This is a genomic window from uncultured Campylobacter sp., from assembly GCF_938030815.1.
Lineage (GTDB): Bacteria > Campylobacterota > Campylobacteria > Campylobacterales > Campylobacteraceae > Campylobacter_B.
The window spans coordinates 1-17,306 of record NZ_CALHII010000136.1; the positions used below are offsets into that span (position 1 = coordinate 1).

A 17,306-nucleotide genomic window follows, 5' to 3' on the forward strand; every position below is an offset into this window, starting at 1 on the left:
TCGCCTCCTCCCGCACGCGTAACGTTTTGTGTCTTGCACGCGCAGCGCGAAATTTTGCTAAATTTAATCAAGCGGCGGTAAATTTTAAAATTTTATCTGCGCAGCGCACGCCAATGCGCGCATCGTGCGAACGTAGCGCAGAATTCAACGCTCGCAGCGGCAAATAAAGCGGTAAATTTTGACGCCTGCAAGCAAAGCGGTATAAATTTTTCGGCGCCGAGCAGCTTCACACCGCTTCACACCGCTTCACACAGCTTCACACAGCTTATTGTGCGGCGAAACGCAGTTAAATTTAAACGATCAGCGCTCAAAAAGTTGCAAAAAATATTTTAAATTTTGCCTCTCGGCCGCTAGGCTCGTGTTTGGGCCGTGCCCCGGATAGAGCGTAAAATCGCCCTTTATCTGTAAAATTTTATGCAAAGACTCTCTGATCTGCTCGCCGCTTGAAAAGGGAAAATCCCACCTGCCGATAGAGCCTTTGAATATGACGTCGCCGCTAAAGATCACGCCGTCCACTTCAATCATACAGCTGCCCGGCGTGTGTCCTGCAAAGAGGCTAAATTTAACGTTAAAGCCCGCTATTTCAAGGCTTTGCTCCTGCCCTTTTATGAGCACGTCCGCTTCTATGGATTCTGGCATCGTCCCAAAGGGATCGGTCTGCAGCATAAAGGCGTCGCTTTCATGGATATAAATTTTAGCGCCCGCCCTTTGCAGCTTCGCATCGTCGTAAACATGATCGAAATGCCCGTGCGTATTCAAAACCGCCGCGATCTTTCCCGTATTTTGCATCACCCAATCAAAACTGCCCTCGCCCGGATCGATCACTAGATCGCCCCGCTCGCCCTTTAGAATGTAACAGTTCGTCACGTATTCACCGAAAGCTTTTTTTAAAATTTGCATTTAAATCCTCCTTTTAAGCTTAAATTAAAGCCGTAATTTAGCCAAAAATAGTTAAAATTCGCGCAATTTAACGTAAAATTTTAAGGCTAAATATTATGTTTTTGGACGATTTGCTGCCGCAACTGACCGATTTTTTATCGGAGAGACTCGATGAAACGGGCGCGGACGCCTTTGTAGTGGGTATCAGCGGTGGGCTTGACAGCGCCGTGGTTTCTGCGCTTTGTGCGCTTACCGAGATCCCCACTTACGGGCTTATCCTACCTAGTGCGGGTTCAAATTTAGAAAATATGGCCGACGCGATCTTTCACTGCGAATCCTTTAATATCCCCTACGAAATCCAAGAGATCGCGCCATTTGTAGAAAATTTTACCGCTTTAAATCCCGGTGCAAGCGCTCTTCGCATCGGAAATTTCGCCGCGCGCGTGAGAATGAGCTTACTTTATGATTACAGCGCGCAAAAACGCGGCGTAGTCGTAGGCACGAGCAATCTTAGCGAGCGGATGCTCGGCTACGGCACGATCTACGGCGATCTGGCATGCGCGTTTAATCCGATCGGAGAAATTTTTAAAACCGATCTGTTTAAATTTGCAAAAATTTTATGCATAGACGATGCGATCATTAAAAAAGCCCCAAGCGCCGATCTATGGGAAAATCAAAGCGACGAACGTGAGCTTGGATACAGCTACGAGATTTTAGATAGCGTGCTAAGAGATATTTTTTCGCGGCCTAATCTAAGGGCCAAAATTCGCTCGGGCGAGCAGATCGGCGCGGACGATCTGAAATATCTGAAAAACTCGCGCCACAATCAAGAGCTGGTGAAATTTATCGTCCGTAGAATTCTTAAAAATAATTTTAAGCTTCGCGCGCCCGCGGTCGCTCGCATAGAGCCCGCACACTAAGGAGAGATTTATGAAAGAGATACCGTTTTATAAGGCTCAAATCGATAAAAAAGAGGAAGACTTAATTAAAAGCGCCCTCTACAACAGCGATATAAGATATAGCGAAATTTTTGAAGAGGATATTTGTAAATATTTCGGCGTAAAGCATGCCGTATCGACCACGAGCGGCACGACGGCGCTGCATCTGGCGCTTTGTGCAATGGATATTAAGCGCGGAGATAAAATTTTATGCTCCGTAAATTCCTTCCCCAACGTTGCCGAAGTGATCCGCCACTTCGACGCCGAGCCCGTTTTCGTAGATATCGATCCGATAAGCTTTAATATCACGAGCGAAAGCCTTGCTCGCACGATAGATCAAAACCGCCACAAGAAGCTAAAATGCGCTTTCATCTCGCACATCGCGGGACTTGCTGCGGATATAGACGCCATCAGCGAGGTCGCCAAAAGCGAAAATATCATCCTCATCGACGATGCGTGCCGAGCTATGGGCGCTACCTATAAGGGCGCAAAAATTGGAGCGCTTAAAAGCTCGCTCATATCGTGCTTTCAGATCAATCCTCAAGCGCAAGACGCGATCTCTACGGCGGGCTTTTTCGTCACGAACGACGATGAGATCGCAAACGCCGCACAAATTTTAAGAAACGGCGGCATTGTGGGAGATGCCTTTTACAAAGACGGCAATATGTCCTTTACCTACGACGTCGATCGCATCGGTCAAAAATACGATCTTAACGCCATAAATTCCGCCTACGCCATCGCCCAGTTTGAAAAAACCGACGCCTTTATAAAGCGCCGCAAGCAGATCGCTGCAGCGTATCGCGAGCAGCTCGCGAACTGCCCTCACGTGACGCTTCCAAGCGACAGCGAGGAGCATATCTATACTCAGTTCATCGTAAAGATCGACAAAAACCGCGACGATTTTGCCAAGGCGCTGATCGCGCGCGGAGTAAGCGTCTCGCTGCACTACGTGCCGGTGCATCTGCTAAGCTACTATAAAAGCAAATATAATTACAAGGTCAATGATTTCCCGAATGCGCTTAAAAACTATCAGCAAATTTTATCCCTGCCGATCTATACGGCGCTTAGCGACGACGATGTGAGCTACATTTGCGAGCAGATCAAAGAGATAGCGCAAAATCGTGTTTAAACTCCTAATCGAGCGAAACTTATACGACCCGAGCCCCGCATGGCTTGCGCTCGGAGTGATTTTAGCGCCGTTATCGCTGCTTTATACGCTTATCGTCTGCCTAAAAAGGCTCTTTGCTAAGCCGCAAAAACTTAAAATTCCAATAATCAGCGTCGGAAATTTAACCCTCGGCGGAAGCGGCAAAACCCCGCTAGTGCGGGCGCTTTTTAAAGAATTTAACGGGGAGCTCAAAACCTGCATCATCCTTCGCGGATACGGACGCAAAAGCAGAGGCTTGCTCGAAGTAGCGCTCGGCGGACGGGTACTTTGCGACGTGCGGCAAAGCGGAGATGAGGCAATGGAATACGCGCTGTTTCTGCGCGGCGCAAACGTAATCGTTAGCGAAGATCGCGCCGCAGGGATTTTGCGCGCGCAAACTCTCGGCTTTGAGCTGGTGATCTTGGACGACGGATTTTCTAAATTTAATATCTCTAAATTTGATATCTTGCTGCGCCCGCAAAGCGCACCGAAGCTGCGCTTTTGCCTGCCCTTAGCCGCATATCGCTACCCGCCGTTTTTTTATAAATTTGCAGATTTCATACCCGCGCCGAGCGACATTTCGCAGGGCTTTAAGATCGTTTCGGCGGCGGATCTGCAAGAGGGGCTAAACGGCGCGGATGAAATTTCAAATTTAAACCCCGCTGCGGATAAAATTTTAAATTCTAAAGAGGCTGGTTTTGAAAAATCCCGCACGATCTTAATCAGCGCCATCGCCAAACCTTGGCGCTTACAAGAGTTTTTGCCGCTCGCAAAAGCCCACGCATTTTTCCCCGATCATTATGATTTCAAAAAAGAGCAGATTTTAGAGCTGCTAAGGCGCGAGGGCGCGGAGCATATCCTTTGCACGGCGAAAGATTACGTGAAATTAAGGGATTTGGGCGCGAAAATTTCGGTGATTTTGCTAAATTTAAAGCTAAGCGAAAACTTTATCCGAAAAATTCAAAACTACATAAACCAAGCTATGATAAAATAAGTTTTTTAAAGGAATTTTATGATAAAAAAGAGCAAAACCGCCGAAGTAATCATTTCCGCGCTACCCTATATCCGTAAATTTAGAGATAAAATTTTCGTCGTCAAATACGGCGGCGCAGCGCAAACAGACGATGCGCTCAAGCTTGATTTTGCCCGCGACATCGTGCTTTTGCATATGGTCGGCATCAAGATCATCGTCGTGCACGGCGGCGGCAAAAAGATCAATCAGACCCTGGATAAGATCGGCGTGCAGAGCGAGTTTCGCGATGGACTTCGCATAACGAGTAAAGATGCGATCGAAATCACCGAGATGGTGCTAAGCGGCGCGGTAAATAAAGAGATCACGGCGCTTTTGAACCAAAACGGCGCGCCAGCGATCGGCATCAGCGGCAAGGACGGCGGGCTTTTGAGGGCAAAATTCCTAGATGAGAAAAAATACGGCTTCGTAGGCGAGATCACCGAGGTAAATACCAAGCTGATAAATGACCTACTGCAAAAGGACTATCTGCCGGTAATCGCCCCGCTTGCGGGCGGCGAGACGGACGAAAACGTGAGCTTTAATATCAACGCCGATCTCTGCGCCAGCAGGATCGCAGCCGCGCTAAAAGCGAGCAAGGCGATATTTTTAAGCGACATTGACGGCGTGCTTGATAAAGAGGGAAATTTAATCAGCAAACTCGATGCCGCGCTCATTTCGAAGCTTAAAAATGACGGCACGATCGCAGGCGGCATGATCCCAAAGGTCGATGCGTGCCTGCAATGCGTGCGAAACGGCGCAAATGCCGCGCATATCATCAACGGCAAAATTCCGCACTCGATCCTGCTTGAGCTTTTCACGGACGGCGGCATAGGAAGTTTGATAAAGGAAGAAATTTAGGCGCGAGCGCGGAGGCGGCAGGTTTAAAGCGGCAATGCCGCAAGTCCGCGCAAGCAGCCTAAGCGATCAAATTTAAAGCGCCTAGGCGGGCGTAAATTTTAAAATTTTAAAAAGGAAAAAGATGAAACTGGTTTCAACGAGAGATTTTTCGCAAAAAGCGGATCTTAGCTACGCGCTGCTAAATCCGAGCGCGCGCGGCGGCGGGCTTTTCAGCCCAGAGCGGCTGCCGCTTTTGAGCGAGGATTTTTTTAAGCAGTGCGAGGATCTGAGCTACAAACAGATCGCGCTTAAAATCATCAAGAGCTTCGATTTTGACGTAAGCAGCGAGGTCTTTGAGAGCGCGCTAAAGCGCTACGATAAATTTGAAAACCCGGCCTGCCCCGCCCAGATCAAAAAACTAAGCGAAAACGCCTATATTTTAGAGCTTTACCACGGCCCGACGCTTGCATTTAAGGATATGGCGCTACAGCCCTTCGGCGCGCTTTTAAAAAGCATCGCAAAAGCTAGAAATGAAAAATTTTTAATAATGTGCGCCACGAGCGGCGACACGGGGCCTGCGACGCTGGAGGCATTTGCGAACGACGAGAATATTAAAGCGGTCTGCCTCTATCCGCAGGGCGGCACGAGCGAGATACAGCGCCAGCAGATGGTCAAACAAAGCGCGGCAAATCTTAAAATTTTAGGCGTGCGCGGCAACTTCGACGATACGCAGCGCGCGCTAAAATCGCTGCTGGCAGACGAGGATTTCAAAAACGAGCTCGCGCGCGCAAATTTAAATCTAAGCGCCGCAAACTCGGTAAATTTCGGCAGAATTTTATTTCAGATCATCTACTACCTCTATGCTAGTATCTATTTCTCAAAACACGGCGTATTGAGCCCCGAGCAAAATTTAAAGCAAAGCGATCAGTGCCCGGCGTGCGGTAAAAATTTAAACGCCTCGGGCAGCAAAAATTTTGGCGCGGCAGTGGGCGCAAACAGCGCGCAGAGCGTAAAACAGGGTTCTAAATTTAACACCTTCGACGTCATAGTGCCAAGCGGAAATTTCGGCAACGCGCTAGGAGCGTATTTCGCCAAAAAAATGGGCGCAAAGATCGGCAAAATCAAGATCGCTTCAAACGCGAACAATATTCTGACCGAGCTTTTTACGCGCGGCATCTACGATCTACGCGGGCGCGAGCTCATACGCACGATCAGCCCTGCGATGGATATTTTAGTTAGCTCCAACGTCGAGCGGCTGCTTAGCGATATGTTCGGCGATGCGCGCACGAGCGAGCTGATGCAAAGCCTGGCGCGAGATAAATTTTATAAGCTTAGCGCAAGCGAGCTTGCGAAGCTGCGCGAGGTTTTCGAGGCGAATTTTTGCGACGATGCGCAGTGCGCTAAATTTATCAAGCAAGAGAGCAGCCACGGCGTGCTGATCGATCCGCACACGGCGACCTGCTTTAAGCTGCTTGACGAAAGCCGCCTAAATCTCGTCATCTCGACCGCGAAGTGGATCAAATTTACGCCGTCGATGATCGGCGCGATTAAAGGTAGAGCTTGCGAGGACGAGCGAGCCGATATGATCGCGCTTTCGAAGGAATTTCGCAGCGACATTCCGCCGCAGATCTCGCGCCTTTTTAGCGCGCCGCAGGTGCATTCTAGCGTCGTGGAGCAAAGTGAGATCAAAAACGCCATAATGGAGTGGATCAAAAAATGATAGTAATCCCCGCGCGCCTTGCTTCGACGCGCTTTAAAAATAAAATTTTATGTGAGTTTGACGGCGTGCCGATGTTTATCAAAACGGCTCAAAATGCCGCCAAGGCAGACCGCGTGCTAATCGCCGTGGATGAACCGCAAATTTTAAAGATCGCACAAGATTACGGCTTTGACGCCGTTCTCACTGCGCGCGAACATCAAAGTGGCACCGATCGGATCAATGAAGCGGTCGCAAACGCGGCGCTTGCGGAGAACGAGATCATCATCAATATCCAAGCCGACGAGCCCTTTTTCGAGAGCGAAAATTTGATTAAATTTAAAGATTTCGCCCACGCCATGATCGCACAAAAGGGCGCATTTATGGCAAGCTGCTACAAATATATAAGCCCTCAGGCGGCAGAGGATCCGAATTTAGTCAAGCTAGTGCTTGATAACGCTGGCTTTGCGATCTATTTTTCGCGCTCGCTCATCCCCTACCCGCGCGCGGCATGCGAATGCTACCTCGGACACATCGGCATCTACGCATACAGCGTGCGGAATTTAAAGCGGTTTTGCGCCCTGCCCGCCTCAGCGCTGGAAGATACCGAAAAACTCGAGCAACTTCGCGCCATAAGCGCGGGCGAGAAGATCGCGATGCTTGGGATCGAAACCGCAAGCATCGGCATCGATACGCCGGCTGATTACGAGCGCGCGCTAAAGGAGTTCGGCAATGGAATTTAAAATTTACTCGTTATATGGCGCAATGTTTGGAGTGGAGAGACTAGCCGCGGAGCGTAAAATTCTAATGCGACGTAAAATTTTAGTGGAGCGCGGAATTTTAAAATTTAAAGATGCGAGCGCAAGATGAACTACGATGAATACAGATCCACGGTAGATACGCTAAATGCGTGGGCGCGGGCATATTACACCGACGATAAGCCGATCGCGAGCGACGAGGAGTACGACGAGCTTTATTCGCAAGTGGAGAAATTCGAGGAGCAAAACCCCGCGCTGGCGCTGCCGTACTCGCCTACACGGCGCATCGGAGGCGCGATCAGCGAGGGCTTTTCCAAGCTCGCTCACGGCGCGCAGATGTGGTCGATGGAGGATATTTTTGGCGACGCGGACCTTTTGGCGTGGCTAGCTCGCGGCGAAAAGGGCGGCGCGCAGTTTTACGTCGAGCCGAAATTTGACGGCGCGAGCTTAAATTTGACCTACGAAGGCGGCGTGCTGATAAGCGCGGCGACGCGCGGCGACGGGCTTATAGGCGAGGACGTGACGCAAAACGCAAGAGCTATCAAATCGGTGCCGCTTCAGATCCCCTACGCGGGAAGGATCGAGATCCGCGGCGAGACGCTGATCGCAAAGAGCGATTTTGACGCGCTAAACGATGAGCGCGCCGCAAACGGCGAGAGCCTGTTTTCAAACCCGCGCAACGCCGCCGCAGGCAGCCTGCGCCAGCTGGATAGCGCGATCGTAGCGAAGCGGAAGCTAAAATTTATCCCGTGGGGGGTGGGCGAGCATTCGTTAAGCTTTGCGCTGCACTCGCAGATAATGGAGTTCGTGCGCAGTCTCGGCTTTTTGCGCGACGAGTTTTGCCGTATCTGCTCGGATGTAAGCGAGATCAGGAGCGCATACGAGGCGCTGCACATGCTGCGCGCGAGCAAAGATCTGATGCTTGACGGCATGGTAATCCGAGTAAATGAGCTTTCAAAGTGCGCACAGATGGGCTATACGGTGAAATTTCCGCGCTTTATGGTCGCGTATAAATTCCCCGCGGTCGAAAAGGTAACGCGGCTGCGCGAGATCAATCTGCAGGTCGGCCGCACCGGCGCGGTAACCCCCGTAGCCGTCGTAGATAGCGTAAACATCGACGGCGCGAACGTTTCAAACGCGACGCTTCATAATTTCGACGAGATCGCGCGGCTGGGGCTGATGAAAAACGACTTCGTGGGCATCATCCGCAGCGGCGACGTGATCCCGAAGATCACGAGCGTTTACAAACAGCGCAGAGACGGCACGCAGAGCGAAATTTCGCGCCCGGATCACTGCCCGGTTTGTGGCGAGAGGCTGCTTGACGAAGGCGCGCTCATAAAGTGTCAAAACCTCGATTGCAAGGCGCGAGTGATAGGCTCGCTGATCTATTTCTGCTCTAAAAAATGCATGAATATCGAAGGCTTAAGCGACGCGACGATCACGCAGCTTTTTGAAAGCGGCAAAATTTCAAAGATTGGCGACATTTACGCCCTCGGCGCGCAGGATTTGGCGGATCTTGAGGGCTTCGCGGATAAAAAAATTTCAAACCTTTTGGGCGCGATAAATGCAAGCAAAAATGCGCCACTTGAGCGCTTCATCGCTTCTTTGGGGATCGAGCACATCGGCGAGGTGGCCGCGCGCAAGATAGCCGCGGCGTTTGGGCAGGATTGGCTGGATGCGAGCGAGGATGAAATTTTGCGCCTGGAGGGCTTTGGAGAGGCGATGGCAAGGAGCCTAGCGGAGTTTTGCAAGATAAATCGCGAAAAAATTCTAAATTTAAGCGAAATCATCAACCCGCGCCCGCCCGAGATACAGACTACCAAAAGCGCTTTCACGGACCGCAGCGTCGTTATCACCGGCACGCTCAGCCGTCCGCGCGACGAGTTTAAGACCAGGCTTTTGGCGATGGGCGCGAAGGTGCAGGGCTCGGTATCTGCTAAGACCGACTTCGTGCTTGCGGGAGAGGACGCCGGCTCCAAGCTGCAAAAAGCTCACTCACTCGGCGTGCGGGTGATCGACGAGAGCGAGTTTGAAACGCTTGCGAGCCCAGCGACGCCCGGCGCAAATTCACCCGACAAGAGCGAGCCTGAAGCGCTCGCGGGGAGCGGCGAGTGAAGGTATTTTGTTGGGTGTCGAACCCGCACTCAGACGGCGCAGGATTAAATTTTAAAAGCAATCTCCGCCCTGCGGCGCTTGCGTGTTTTACGAAACGCGAGAATTTTAAAAATTTTGTAGCGCACGAGCAAGCGGCAAAAGCGACAAATCGAGAGGCGGTTTCTACGAGACGTACGAGCTATACCTGCAGCGGCGCTAAAACGGCGCGCACGATGCCGATAGATACGGCTGCAAGCAAGAATATCTCAAATTTTGCGCCGCTCAAACACTGCGCCGATAGGAAAAATTTTAAAATTTTCGCTAGCGGCAAGATAAAATTTACAACGCACGGCGAGCTAAAATTTACAATGCGCGGTATGGTTAAATTTACGGCGCGGCGCAGGCTAAAGTTTGAGCCTTGCGGCACTGCTACGCGCGACTTTGCTTTGTGCGATAGAATTTTAAACCCAAAGCCGCGCAAAAGCCGCGCAAGCTTTAAAATTTCATCGCGGCGCGGAGAAAAGACAAAATGAGATTTGATCTGCTCGTCGCAAACACGCTTAAAATCAGCAGAAATCAGGCCGCCGCGCTGATAAAACAGGATAAAATTTTGCTGCGTGGCGCCGTGCAAAACAGACCCTCCGCGCAGATCGCGCCCGAGCAGAGCGGCGAAATCAGCGCGATTGATCAAATTTACGTAAGCAGGGGCGCGCTCAAGCTTGCAGGCTTTTTGGACGAGCTTGCCGAAAACGGGCTTTTGGCAAGCTGCAGCGTAAATTTGCCTAACTCGGCGGCAGAAATTTCAAAGCCATGCAGCGGCGCAAAGAGCGCAGATAATAAATCGACAGCGACGCAAAGAGCGGGTGAGGTAACGACGCAAATTTCAAGCGCAGATTTTGCGGCTACGGATAAAATTTTAGGCGCGGACGAGACGACCGAAATTCTAAGCGCGACGGCGGCAAAGATCGCAGAAACAAATACCAAGGCGATCCGCAACGTAAAAACTAGCGCCGAGGCGGCGAAGCTTTTACAAACCGGTACAGGCAAGCACACGGTGGAATTTTTACAGATGAGCACAGGCGCCGAGACGGCAGGGCTTTTGCAAGCGAACGCAGGCGCCGAGACGGCAGAGATTTCAAATGCGGCAGAAGCCTCCAAATCGGGCGGCAAGGCGGGCGCGCGCTGCAGTGAAGGCAGCGCGAAGCTAGCACAAACAAAGCCCTCGCAAAAAGATATTTTAAATTTAGCGGGAGTCGATGTTTTGGACGTGGGCAGCAGCACGGGCGGATTCGTGCAGATTTTATTGCAGCGCGGTACAAAGATCGTAACCGCGCTTGATGTTGGCAGCTCTCAACTAAGCGAAATTTTGCGGCGCGATCCTCGCGTGATCGTACGCGAAAACACCGACATCAGGGAGTTTGAAAGTGAGAAAAAATTTGATCTAATTACCTGCGACGTGAGCTTCATCTCGCTAAATTTGATCCTAGAAAGCCTCGCGCGCCTTGCAAAAAGCGCTCTCATCGTGCTATTTAAGCCGCAATTTGAGGTGGGCGTGGAGATCAAGCGAAATAAAAAAGGCGTGCTTAAGGACGAAAAAGCGGTGCGTGCCGCGCGAGCAAAATTTGAGCGGCTATGCGCCGAGCTGGGGCTTGCTGTGCTGCACGCTAGCGCCTGCAAAATCACGGGTAAAGAGGGAAATAGGGAATTTTTCTATCTTCTAAAAAGGATGAACGATGAAATTTAAAAACTTAATTATATTGGCGTTTTGCGCGCTATTTTTGGGCTCATGCGCTAAAAGCTTAAACCCCAAAGCGCCGATCGTAAAAAACTTCGACATAGCTAAATTTAGCGGCGGCTGGTATGAGATCGCCCGTATGAAGGGCGGCGGCGAGCTGCAAAACACCGCGTACGAGTGCTTTATCGATAAAAACTCCACGATCAATCTTTTAAAAACCGCCAAAACAAGCTCAGGTAAAATCGAAAACGAGCAGCACGTGTTGGAGTTTGCGGGCGATAAAAACGTAGGTCTGCTCTATCAAAAAGGTCTGATTTCCGACTCCCTCTACCGCGTGGCGCAGGTGGACGGCGACTATCGCTACGCCCTGATCTTCGGCGCCGATACGAGTGAGCTTTACATTCTCTCGCGCACCAAAACCCTGCCCGAGCCGATCCGCATCCTATATCTAAAAAAGGCGAAGCATAGCGGTTACGACACCAAAAAAATCGTCTGGACGAAGCAGCAATAATGGCTAATCAAAAATCATGTAAAGACCATACAGAGGCTTCATTGCGGAATTTTAAAGAGCAAAATTTTGTAGCGCAGAATTCCAGCTTGAAAAATTTTACGGAACAGAATTTCACAAGCAATGGAGAAAATTCATCTCAAAATATCAAACGCCCAAGGCAAGAGTTGAGTGAAAACAAAGCCGGCGATGCGCACCGCGCAGATGAAGCAGACACCGACACCTCTTGCAGCAATGAAACGACTTTTGGCAGTAAAACGGCTTATAACGACACTTGCAGCAATGACGTAGACGTGCAAGCTCAAGGCACGCTTCCTGCTTGTGCGGAAGTGCTGCGTGCGCGCATAAGCGAGCAGTTCACACGTGGCGAGATTTTCGCAACGCTACAAGGCGCAAACCGCGATAATGTGCACGCCGTAGCGATCGGTAACTTCGACGGCATGCACCTTGGACATCAAAAATTATTTGAGCACCTAGGCGAGCACGGCGCAATAATCGTAATCCTAGCAGGTGGTGGCACGAAGCTCACCCCTTTTGCGTCGCGGCAGGCTTTTACGGACAAAAAGATTTTTTATTGCGATCTACGCGCTATCAAAAGCCTTAGCGGAGGCGAATTTATCGCACTTTTAAGGCAGAATTTCATAAATTTACAAAAAATTGTCGTCGGTGAGGATTTTCGGTTCGGGCGCGACAGAGCGTGGGGTGCGGAGTTTTTGCGGCGCGAATTTAGCGGGCAAACCTGCGTCGTAGGGGAGTTTTGCTTAAGCGGCGGCGGCGTGCATTCAAGCAGGATCAAAGAGCTTTTATCGCGCGGACGGTGCGAAGAAGCGGCGGAACTTTTGGGGCGAGATTACGAGATCTGCGGGCGGATCGTGCGCGGTCAGGGGCGCGGGGCGCGGGAGTTCGTAGCGACGCTAAATCTTGATGCCAGCGGCTATTTTATGCCAAAAAGCGGCGTATATGCGACCATGGTGCGCGCCGGAAGCAAGGAATTTGCAAGCGTGAGCTTCTTGGGGCACAGGCTCAGCACCGACGGAGCTTTTGCGCTTGAAACGCACATTTTAAGGGACTTTGCGGGCTTTGAGGCGGGTTTAAATTCCGCACAAGATCGCGCGCCGTGCTGCGGGGGACAAGCCGCACATTTTGCGCAAAATTTAGATGAAATTTCGACGTGTAATTCAGTAGAAATTTCTACACAAAATTTTGCGGCGAGCGATAGCTTGGACGCCGAAAATAAAATTTTAGAGGCTGCGGACAAAAACAGCGGCGCGAAATTTGCTTGCGTGAAATTTATAAAGTTCCTACGTGAAAATCGCAAATTTAGCGATCTAGCGCAGCTTAAAGAGCAAATTTTAAAAGACGTTTCAGAGGCGGAGGCGGTACTACGAAGCCGTAAATTTTAATCTACGGCTTGTAAGCTTAAAGATGAAATTTGCGGGCTGTGCGCTTGATTTGATGCGTCTGCCCGCGTTTTGCATCTACGACGCATTAAATGAGCCGTCTGCGTCGTCCCGTATAAAAGTCGTGTGCCTGCCTCCGAGGATGCTTGGTGCACCGTCTGCGTCTGCGATGCCATATGGGAAGTGTACACAAAAGCGGCGCGCAAGCCGATAAAAAGTCGTTAAATTTTAACGGCGTGCCGCCTACATGGCTTTAACGCACCTTGGGCCTAGGCTTCATGCAAGGTGAGGCAAGTGCAAGCTGCGCCGAGAATTGAGAACGATAAAAAATCTTAGTTGTGCTGCAAAGCTTTAAAATTCGGCAGGGCTGAGCTTCCGAGCAAGAGCCAAGCGGCTAAATTATACGCCTAGCTAAACGCGGGATTTTGTTAAGGGGGTTCCATTTTACGGCGCGTAAAATCGCAAAATGGGCGCGAAATTCTACCAATATAGCTTTGGCTATGCTTTTAGTTTAAGTTCGTAATTAAAGAATTTAAAGGAGCTGTTTTGGCAGCGTGAGATTTGGCGACGTAAAATTAATGCTGCAAAAATACGGCGTAGAATTTTAAAGATGTATTTGCACGGCGCGGAATTTTAGAGTCTGTCAAGCAAGACGTGAAATTTAATCATGCATCGAGCGTATCTGGGCTAGAAGTGGGCACAAACTGAGATGCAGCTCGCTTGCATCAAAAGCGCCCATGCTGCGTTTATAAATTTAGGTATGCTTCGCGCGAGGCAAACTAAGCGCAAAAATTCCATGCGTAGCGATCGCAAATAGAGTGTCGCATAAATGCAGAAAGCACGACGTGAGAATTCTACGCTTAGCATGCGTAGGAAGTATAAATCGAGTGCTGCGCGAATAGCAAAACTAAAAGGAAACGGATGAAAGACGAAATTTTTAAAGAGCCTATCAAAAAACAGTTTGAGTTTGACGCCAGCGTCGCGTCGGTTTTTGATGATATGATCGGGCGCAGCGTGCCGTTTTATGAGGCTAGCACGCGGCTTAGCAGCGAGCTTTTAGCACGTATACTGCCGCAAAAGGCGCGCGTGATCGATCTTGGCTGCTCGACTGCGACCGCGCTGCTGGCGCTGTTTGCGCTGCGTCCCGATCTGCGGTTGTGCGGCATCGACAGCTCGGAGGCGATGATACAAAACGCCCGCGCCAAGGCGGCAGCATTCGGCGCGAAGCTCGAGCTTGGCGTATCGGACGTGCTGGATGCGAGCCTCGAAGACTGCGACGCCGTGATTTTAAACTACACCCTGCAGTTCATCAGACCGCCGCGCCGAGCCGCGCTCGTGAGCAAAATTTACGACGGATTGCGCGAGGGCGGGGTTTTGATCTTTAGCGAAAAGATTATCTACGAAGAGCCTGCGCTCGCGCGTCAGATGATCGAAATTTACGAGGATTACAAGCGCGCGCAGGGCTATTCGCGCTACGAGATCGCGCAAAAACGCGAGGCGCTTGAAAACGTGCTTGTGCCCTACACTGAGGCGGAAAACCGCGCCTTGGCGCTAAGCGCGGGCTTTAAGCGCGTCGAGAGCATCTTTAAATGGGCGAATTTTATGAGCTTTGCGGCGTTTAAATAAAAGTTCAAATTGCAAGAAGCAAAATTATTTTTAAAAAATTCCAAAAAACGGAATTCTACGAGCCGCCCTATTTTTGGCGGCATAGTAAAGCTTATCCAAATTTTTGGAATTTGACAATTAAATTTTGATACAAATAACGCGAATGTATAATTCTGGCTGTATGCAAGACGGCGCAGATAAAATTTATCGCCGCTCGTAATTTCAACATTCCGTAGCAGACGCGAACCATTGAAATTTCTATGAAATTTTAAAATTTCATAGCCCAAGCAGAATTCATAAATTTTACAAAATTCTCAAAAAATTCAAAGATTGAAAAAGTTTGGCTGTCTAAAATTCCAGGCATAAAAAAAGCGTCCGCCGTTTGACGGACGCCGTGTATAAATCGCGGGGCGAAATAAACGCCGCCGCGAGCAAAGGAGCTTATTTATCTCTTAAATTTAACTCGCTAACGAGCTTGGAGTAAACTGCGTAGTCTTTGTTTTTGAGATATTTCATCATTCTTTTGCGCTGACCTACTAGCTTTAGTAGTCCTAAGCGAGATGAAAAATCTTTCGGATTTGCTTGCAAATGAGTGGTAAGAAGCGTGATCCTCTCGGTAAGAAGCGCGATTTGCACCTCTGCAGAACCTGTATCTTTCTCTCTTCTAGCGAATTTCGCAACTATCTGTGCCTTTTGAGCCGTGTCTAAAGCCATGATGACCTCCTGATCGGTAAAATAGGAAGCGATTATACTTAATTAACCTAAATTTTTGCTTTCTTTGTGTAAAATGCACGCTTTGACACCAAAGGAGAGAATAAATGCTTTTTACAAAAGCAAGCGAATACGCCCTGCTTTCAATGATCTGTATCGCGGGCAAGGAGGAATCGATGGATGTCGATTCGATCTCTAGCGAGCTTGGAATTTCACGCAGCTTTTTGGCTAAAATTTTACAAAATTTAGCTCGTGCGGGGCTTCTAAATTCCTTCAAAGGCGCCAAGGGCGGCTTTGTGCTCGCGCGCAATGCGGACGAGATCACGCTAAGCGAGATCATCAAAAGCGCCGAAAGACGCAAGGCGACGGTATTTGACTGCACCGCCGAAGGGATCGACGCCTGCCCGAACGGTCGCACGCTATGCCGCGTCAATCTAATGTTTGGCGAGCTTCAAGAGAAAGTCGATGAGTATATGGATACGATCACGCTAGCAGACATCATCGGCAAAGAACGCAAATGAAAATATATCACCTAAGCCACACCGATCTAGACGGCTACGGCGCGCAGTTCATCGCGGCGCACTACTTGACGGACGTGGAATTTTTCAACGCCAACTACGGCAAGGAGATAAACGAAAAATTTGAACTCATCCTTGAGCGCATTGATGAGCGGCTTGCCGCAGACGCAGACGAGAAAAGCCTGGTTTTAATCACCGATCTAAATTTACTACCCGCGCAGTGCGAGAAATTTAGCGGCGAACTGGCGCGCCGCAACGCCCGCGTGATCCTTCTGGATCATCATCAAAGCGGACTTGAGTGCGCGAAAAAATTCCCGTGGTATTTTCTGGACTCGTCGCGTTGCGCCACGAAGATCACCTATGATTTTTTCAGCGCGATGTTCGGCGGCGAGACGCGGCTGGATAAGCTCGTGCGCGTCGTAAACGCCGTGGACATCTGGCTGAAGGAGCAGAGCGAGTTTGAGCTCGGCAAGGTCTGCCTCGGCATGGTCTCGGGCGCGAAAGAGATCAATAAGATCATGTTTGAGCGGGAGAGCAGGAATTATATCTTTTTCCTGTTAGAAAAAATTTTTAAATTTCAAGACGAGCCAAACGCGCACATAGCGCTAGATAGCGCGTTGCACGGCATAAAGAAGGAATTTTTTAAAAGCGAGCGCGACGATACGCTAAGCAACCTCGTCTCGCATTTCGTAGTCGCCCGCCTAAGCGCGCAAAAGCAGCGCTTTGAGATCAGCTACCTCGATAAAAAGGGCATTTTGACCTACAATATCGGCAACGTAAGCGTCATCGGCAACGACTTTTTGACGCAAAACCCCGATGTCGATTTTTTCATCGACGTAACGAGTAAAAAAACGCTTAGCTTCCGCGCCGACGGCAAGATCGACGTAAGCGAAATGGCAAAGCTACTCCTCGGCGGCGGCGGACACGTAAACGCGAGCGGCGGGATGTTTGCAGGCTTTAAAGACGCGAGCTCGTACGAAGCCGTAAAGGCGCAAATCGTGGATCTAATCGAGAAAAAAACTCAAATTTCAAAGGAAGAAGATGAAAAATAATGACGAAAAAATCGCCGAGCAGGACCTCATCTACGAGATTAATATCCTGCTTGACGCGATGCTGCTTTATGCGGGCGTGAAGCGCGAGCGGCTCGCCGATGCGGCGCAGCTGTATATCGAAAATATCGATACGGTGCTTGCGAACTCGGACACTAGCGGCGCGGATGAGGTGATAGCCGTGGTTGAGTTTTTGCGTAGCAAACACGCGGAGCTATTCGAAAATAAGGGCTAAGCGCGAAATTTTAAGCGAAATTCTGCGAGTTAGAATTTTACGAAGCGTAAACTTGTGGAGTAGAATTTCATTTAGCGCAAAAATTTATAGAGCGAGAGATCCGCGAGATAAAATTTTGCTAAATAGAATTTCAAAAACGCAAAATATGGAATTTTGCGGACTTAGGCTCAAAATTTTCAAATTT

At 49.8% G+C, this 17,306-nt stretch carries 18 protein-coding genes; 16 read left to right on the forward strand and 2 right to left on the reverse strand.

Features of this window, described 5'->3' with window-relative positions; genetic code table 11:
• Nucleotides 1–300 precede the first annotated feature (300 nt).
• The gene (locus Q0277_RS05220) at nucleotides 301–900 is read right to left on the reverse strand and encodes an MBL fold metallo-hydrolase (RefSeq protein ID WP_297996213.1); all 600 of its coding nucleotides are present in this window, start codon (nucleotides 898–900) and stop codon (nucleotides 301–303) included.
• Between the two features lie 95 nt (nucleotides 901–995).
• Between Q0277_RS05220 and nadE the strand changes: the two genes are divergently transcribed.
• From nadE to cmoA, 13 genes are all read left to right on the forward strand, one after another.
• Nucleotides 996–1,799, forward strand: coding sequence for an NAD(+) synthase (gene nadE, locus Q0277_RS05225; protein WP_297996215.1), 804 nt, complete (start codon nucleotides 996–998; stop codon nucleotides 1,797–1,799).
• A 10-nt stretch (nucleotides 1,800–1,809) separates the two neighbouring features.
• Nucleotides 1,810–2,946: a DegT/DnrJ/EryC1/StrS aminotransferase family protein gene (locus Q0277_RS05230; RefSeq protein ID WP_295151673.1), complete on the forward strand. Its 1,137-nt coding sequence runs from the start codon at nucleotides 1,810–1,812 to the stop codon at nucleotides 2,944–2,946.
• The gene (gene lpxK / locus Q0277_RS05235; RefSeq protein ID WP_297996216.1) at nucleotides 2,939–3,958 is read left to right on the forward strand and encodes a tetraacyldisaccharide 4'-kinase; all 1,020 of its coding nucleotides are present in this window, start codon (nucleotides 2,939–2,941) and stop codon (nucleotides 3,956–3,958) included. Before Q0277_RS05230 ends, lpxK begins: the two co-directional genes overlap by 8 nt.
• 18 nt (nucleotides 3,959–3,976) lie before the next feature.
• On the forward strand, nucleotides 3,977–4,834 hold the full coding sequence (gene argB / locus Q0277_RS05240; protein ID WP_297996218.1) for an acetylglutamate kinase: 858 nt from the start codon (nucleotides 3,977–3,979) through the stop codon (nucleotides 4,832–4,834).
• 121 nt (nucleotides 4,835–4,955) lie between these two features.
• Nucleotides 4,956–6,533, forward strand: a complete 1,578-nt coding sequence (gene thrC, locus Q0277_RS05245; RefSeq protein ID WP_297996220.1) for a threonine synthase — start codon at nucleotides 4,956–4,958, stop codon at nucleotides 6,531–6,533.
• Nucleotides 6,530–7,252, forward strand: a complete 723-nt coding sequence (gene kdsB / locus Q0277_RS05250) for a 3-deoxy-manno-octulosonate cytidylyltransferase (RefSeq protein ID WP_297996222.1) — start codon at nucleotides 6,530–6,532, stop codon at nucleotides 7,250–7,252. The genes thrC and kdsB overlap by 4 nt, the downstream gene beginning before the upstream one ends.
• Nucleotides 7,242–7,379 carry a hypothetical protein gene (locus Q0277_RS05255; protein ID WP_297996224.1) on the forward strand — a complete coding sequence of 46 codons (138 nt, stop codon included), beginning with the start codon at nucleotides 7,242–7,244 and terminating at the stop codon, nucleotides 7,377–7,379. The genes kdsB and Q0277_RS05255 overlap by 11 nt, the downstream gene beginning before the upstream one ends.
• The gene (gene ligA, locus Q0277_RS05260; protein ID WP_297996226.1) at nucleotides 7,376–9,382 is read left to right on the forward strand and encodes an NAD-dependent DNA ligase LigA; all 2,007 of its coding nucleotides are present in this window, start codon (nucleotides 7,376–7,378) and stop codon (nucleotides 9,380–9,382) included. Before Q0277_RS05255 ends, ligA begins: the two co-directional genes overlap by 4 nt.
• Complete coding sequence (locus Q0277_RS05265) at nucleotides 9,379–9,894, forward strand: hypothetical protein (RefSeq protein WP_297996228.1); 516 nt, start codon at nucleotides 9,379–9,381, stop codon at nucleotides 9,892–9,894. Before ligA ends, Q0277_RS05265 begins: the two co-directional genes overlap by 4 nt.
• Nucleotides 9,891–11,105 (forward strand): SAM-dependent methyltransferase, encoded by a 1,215-nt coding sequence (locus Q0277_RS05270; RefSeq protein ID WP_297996230.1) that lies wholly within the window; start codon nucleotides 9,891–9,893, stop codon nucleotides 11,103–11,105. Before Q0277_RS05265 ends, Q0277_RS05270 begins: the two co-directional genes overlap by 4 nt.
• Nucleotides 11,095–11,607, forward strand: a complete 513-nt coding sequence (locus Q0277_RS05275; protein ID WP_297996232.1) for a lipocalin family protein — start codon at nucleotides 11,095–11,097, stop codon at nucleotides 11,605–11,607. The genes Q0277_RS05270 and Q0277_RS05275 overlap by 11 nt, the downstream gene beginning before the upstream one ends.
• A complete protein-coding gene (locus Q0277_RS05280) occupies nucleotides 11,607–13,007 on the forward strand; it encodes a riboflavin kinase (protein ID WP_297996234.1) in 1,401 nt (466 codons plus the stop codon). The genes Q0277_RS05275 and Q0277_RS05280 overlap by 1 nt, the downstream gene beginning before the upstream one ends.
• Nucleotides 13,008–13,925: 918 nt before the next feature.
• Nucleotides 13,926–14,630, forward strand: a complete 705-nt coding sequence (gene cmoA / locus Q0277_RS05285) for a carboxy-S-adenosyl-L-methionine synthase CmoA (RefSeq protein ID WP_297996236.1) — start codon at nucleotides 13,926–13,928, stop codon at nucleotides 14,628–14,630.
• 420 nt (nucleotides 14,631–15,050) lie between these two features.
• Here the strand turns inward: cmoA and rpsO are convergent, their stop codons facing one another.
• Nucleotides 15,051–15,323 (reverse strand): 30S ribosomal protein S15, encoded by a 273-nt coding sequence (gene rpsO, locus Q0277_RS05290; RefSeq protein WP_005871877.1) that lies wholly within the window; start codon nucleotides 15,321–15,323, stop codon nucleotides 15,051–15,053.
• A gap of 104 nt (nucleotides 15,324–15,427) precedes the next feature.
• Between rpsO and Q0277_RS05295 the strand changes: the two genes are divergently transcribed.
• From Q0277_RS05295 to Q0277_RS05305, 3 genes are read left to right on the forward strand one after another with little or no spacing between them, the layout of a single operon-like run.
• On the forward strand, nucleotides 15,428–15,841 hold the full coding sequence (locus tag Q0277_RS05295; protein WP_177387765.1) for an Rrf2 family transcriptional regulator: 414 nt from the start codon (nucleotides 15,428–15,430) through the stop codon (nucleotides 15,839–15,841).
• Entirely contained in the window at nucleotides 15,838–16,890 is a 1,053-nt protein-coding gene (locus tag Q0277_RS05300; protein WP_297996238.1) for a DHH family phosphoesterase, read from the forward strand. The genes Q0277_RS05295 and Q0277_RS05300 overlap by 4 nt, the downstream gene beginning before the upstream one ends.
• Nucleotides 16,880–17,122, forward strand: a complete 243-nt coding sequence (locus tag Q0277_RS05305; protein ID WP_297996240.1) for a hypothetical protein — start codon at nucleotides 16,880–16,882, stop codon at nucleotides 17,120–17,122. The genes Q0277_RS05300 and Q0277_RS05305 overlap by 11 nt, the downstream gene beginning before the upstream one ends.
• The last annotated feature ends 184 nt before the right edge of the window (nucleotides 17,123–17,306 follow it).

Excerpts from the sequence above, each read along its gene's own strand:
- Q0277_RS05270 (WP_297996230.1), top strand. The coding sequence starts at position 9,891 with ATGAGATTTGATCTGCTCGTCGCAAACACGCTTAAAATCAGCAGAAAT.
- Q0277_RS05255 (WP_297996224.1), top strand. The coding sequence starts at position 7,242 with ATGGAATTTAAAATTTACTCGTTATATGGCGCAATGTTTGGAGTGGAG.
- Q0277_RS05295 (WP_177387765.1), top strand. The coding sequence starts at position 15,428 with ATGCTTTTTACAAAAGCAAGCGAATACGCCCTGCTTTCAATGATCTGT.
- thrC (WP_297996220.1), top strand. The coding sequence starts at position 4,956 with ATGAAACTGGTTTCAACGAGAGATTTTTCGCAAAAAGCGGATCTTAGC.
- nadE (WP_297996215.1), top strand. The coding sequence starts at position 996 with ATGTTTTTGGACGATTTGCTGCCGCAACTGACCGATTTTTTATCGGAG.
- Q0277_RS05220 (WP_297996213.1), bottom strand. The coding sequence starts at position 900 with ATGCAAATTTTAAAAAAAGCTTTCGGTGAATACGTGACGAACTGTTAC.
- Q0277_RS05300 (WP_297996238.1), top strand. The coding sequence starts at position 15,838 with ATGAAAATATATCACCTAAGCCACACCGATCTAGACGGCTACGGCGCG.
- kdsB (WP_297996222.1), top strand. The coding sequence starts at position 6,530 with ATGATAGTAATCCCCGCGCGCCTTGCTTCGACGCGCTTTAAAAATAAA.
- rpsO (WP_005871877.1), bottom strand. The coding sequence starts at position 15,323 with ATGGCTTTAGACACGGCTCAAAAGGCACAGATAGTTGCGAAATTCGCT.
- Q0277_RS05280 (WP_297996234.1), top strand. The coding sequence starts at position 11,607 with ATGGCTAATCAAAAATCATGTAAAGACCATACAGAGGCTTCATTGCGG.
- Q0277_RS05230 (WP_295151673.1), top strand. The coding sequence starts at position 1,810 with ATGAAAGAGATACCGTTTTATAAGGCTCAAATCGATAAAAAAGAGGAA.
- Q0277_RS05305 (WP_297996240.1), top strand. The coding sequence starts at position 16,880 with ATGAAAAATAATGACGAAAAAATCGCCGAGCAGGACCTCATCTACGAG.
- argB (WP_297996218.1), top strand. The coding sequence starts at position 3,977 with ATGATAAAAAAGAGCAAAACCGCCGAAGTAATCATTTCCGCGCTACCC.
- Q0277_RS05275 (WP_297996232.1), top strand. The coding sequence starts at position 11,095 with ATGAAATTTAAAAACTTAATTATATTGGCGTTTTGCGCGCTATTTTTG.
- ligA (WP_297996226.1), top strand. The coding sequence starts at position 7,376 with ATGAACTACGATGAATACAGATCCACGGTAGATACGCTAAATGCGTGG.
- cmoA (WP_297996236.1), top strand. The coding sequence starts at position 13,926 with ATGAAAGACGAAATTTTTAAAGAGCCTATCAAAAAACAGTTTGAGTTT.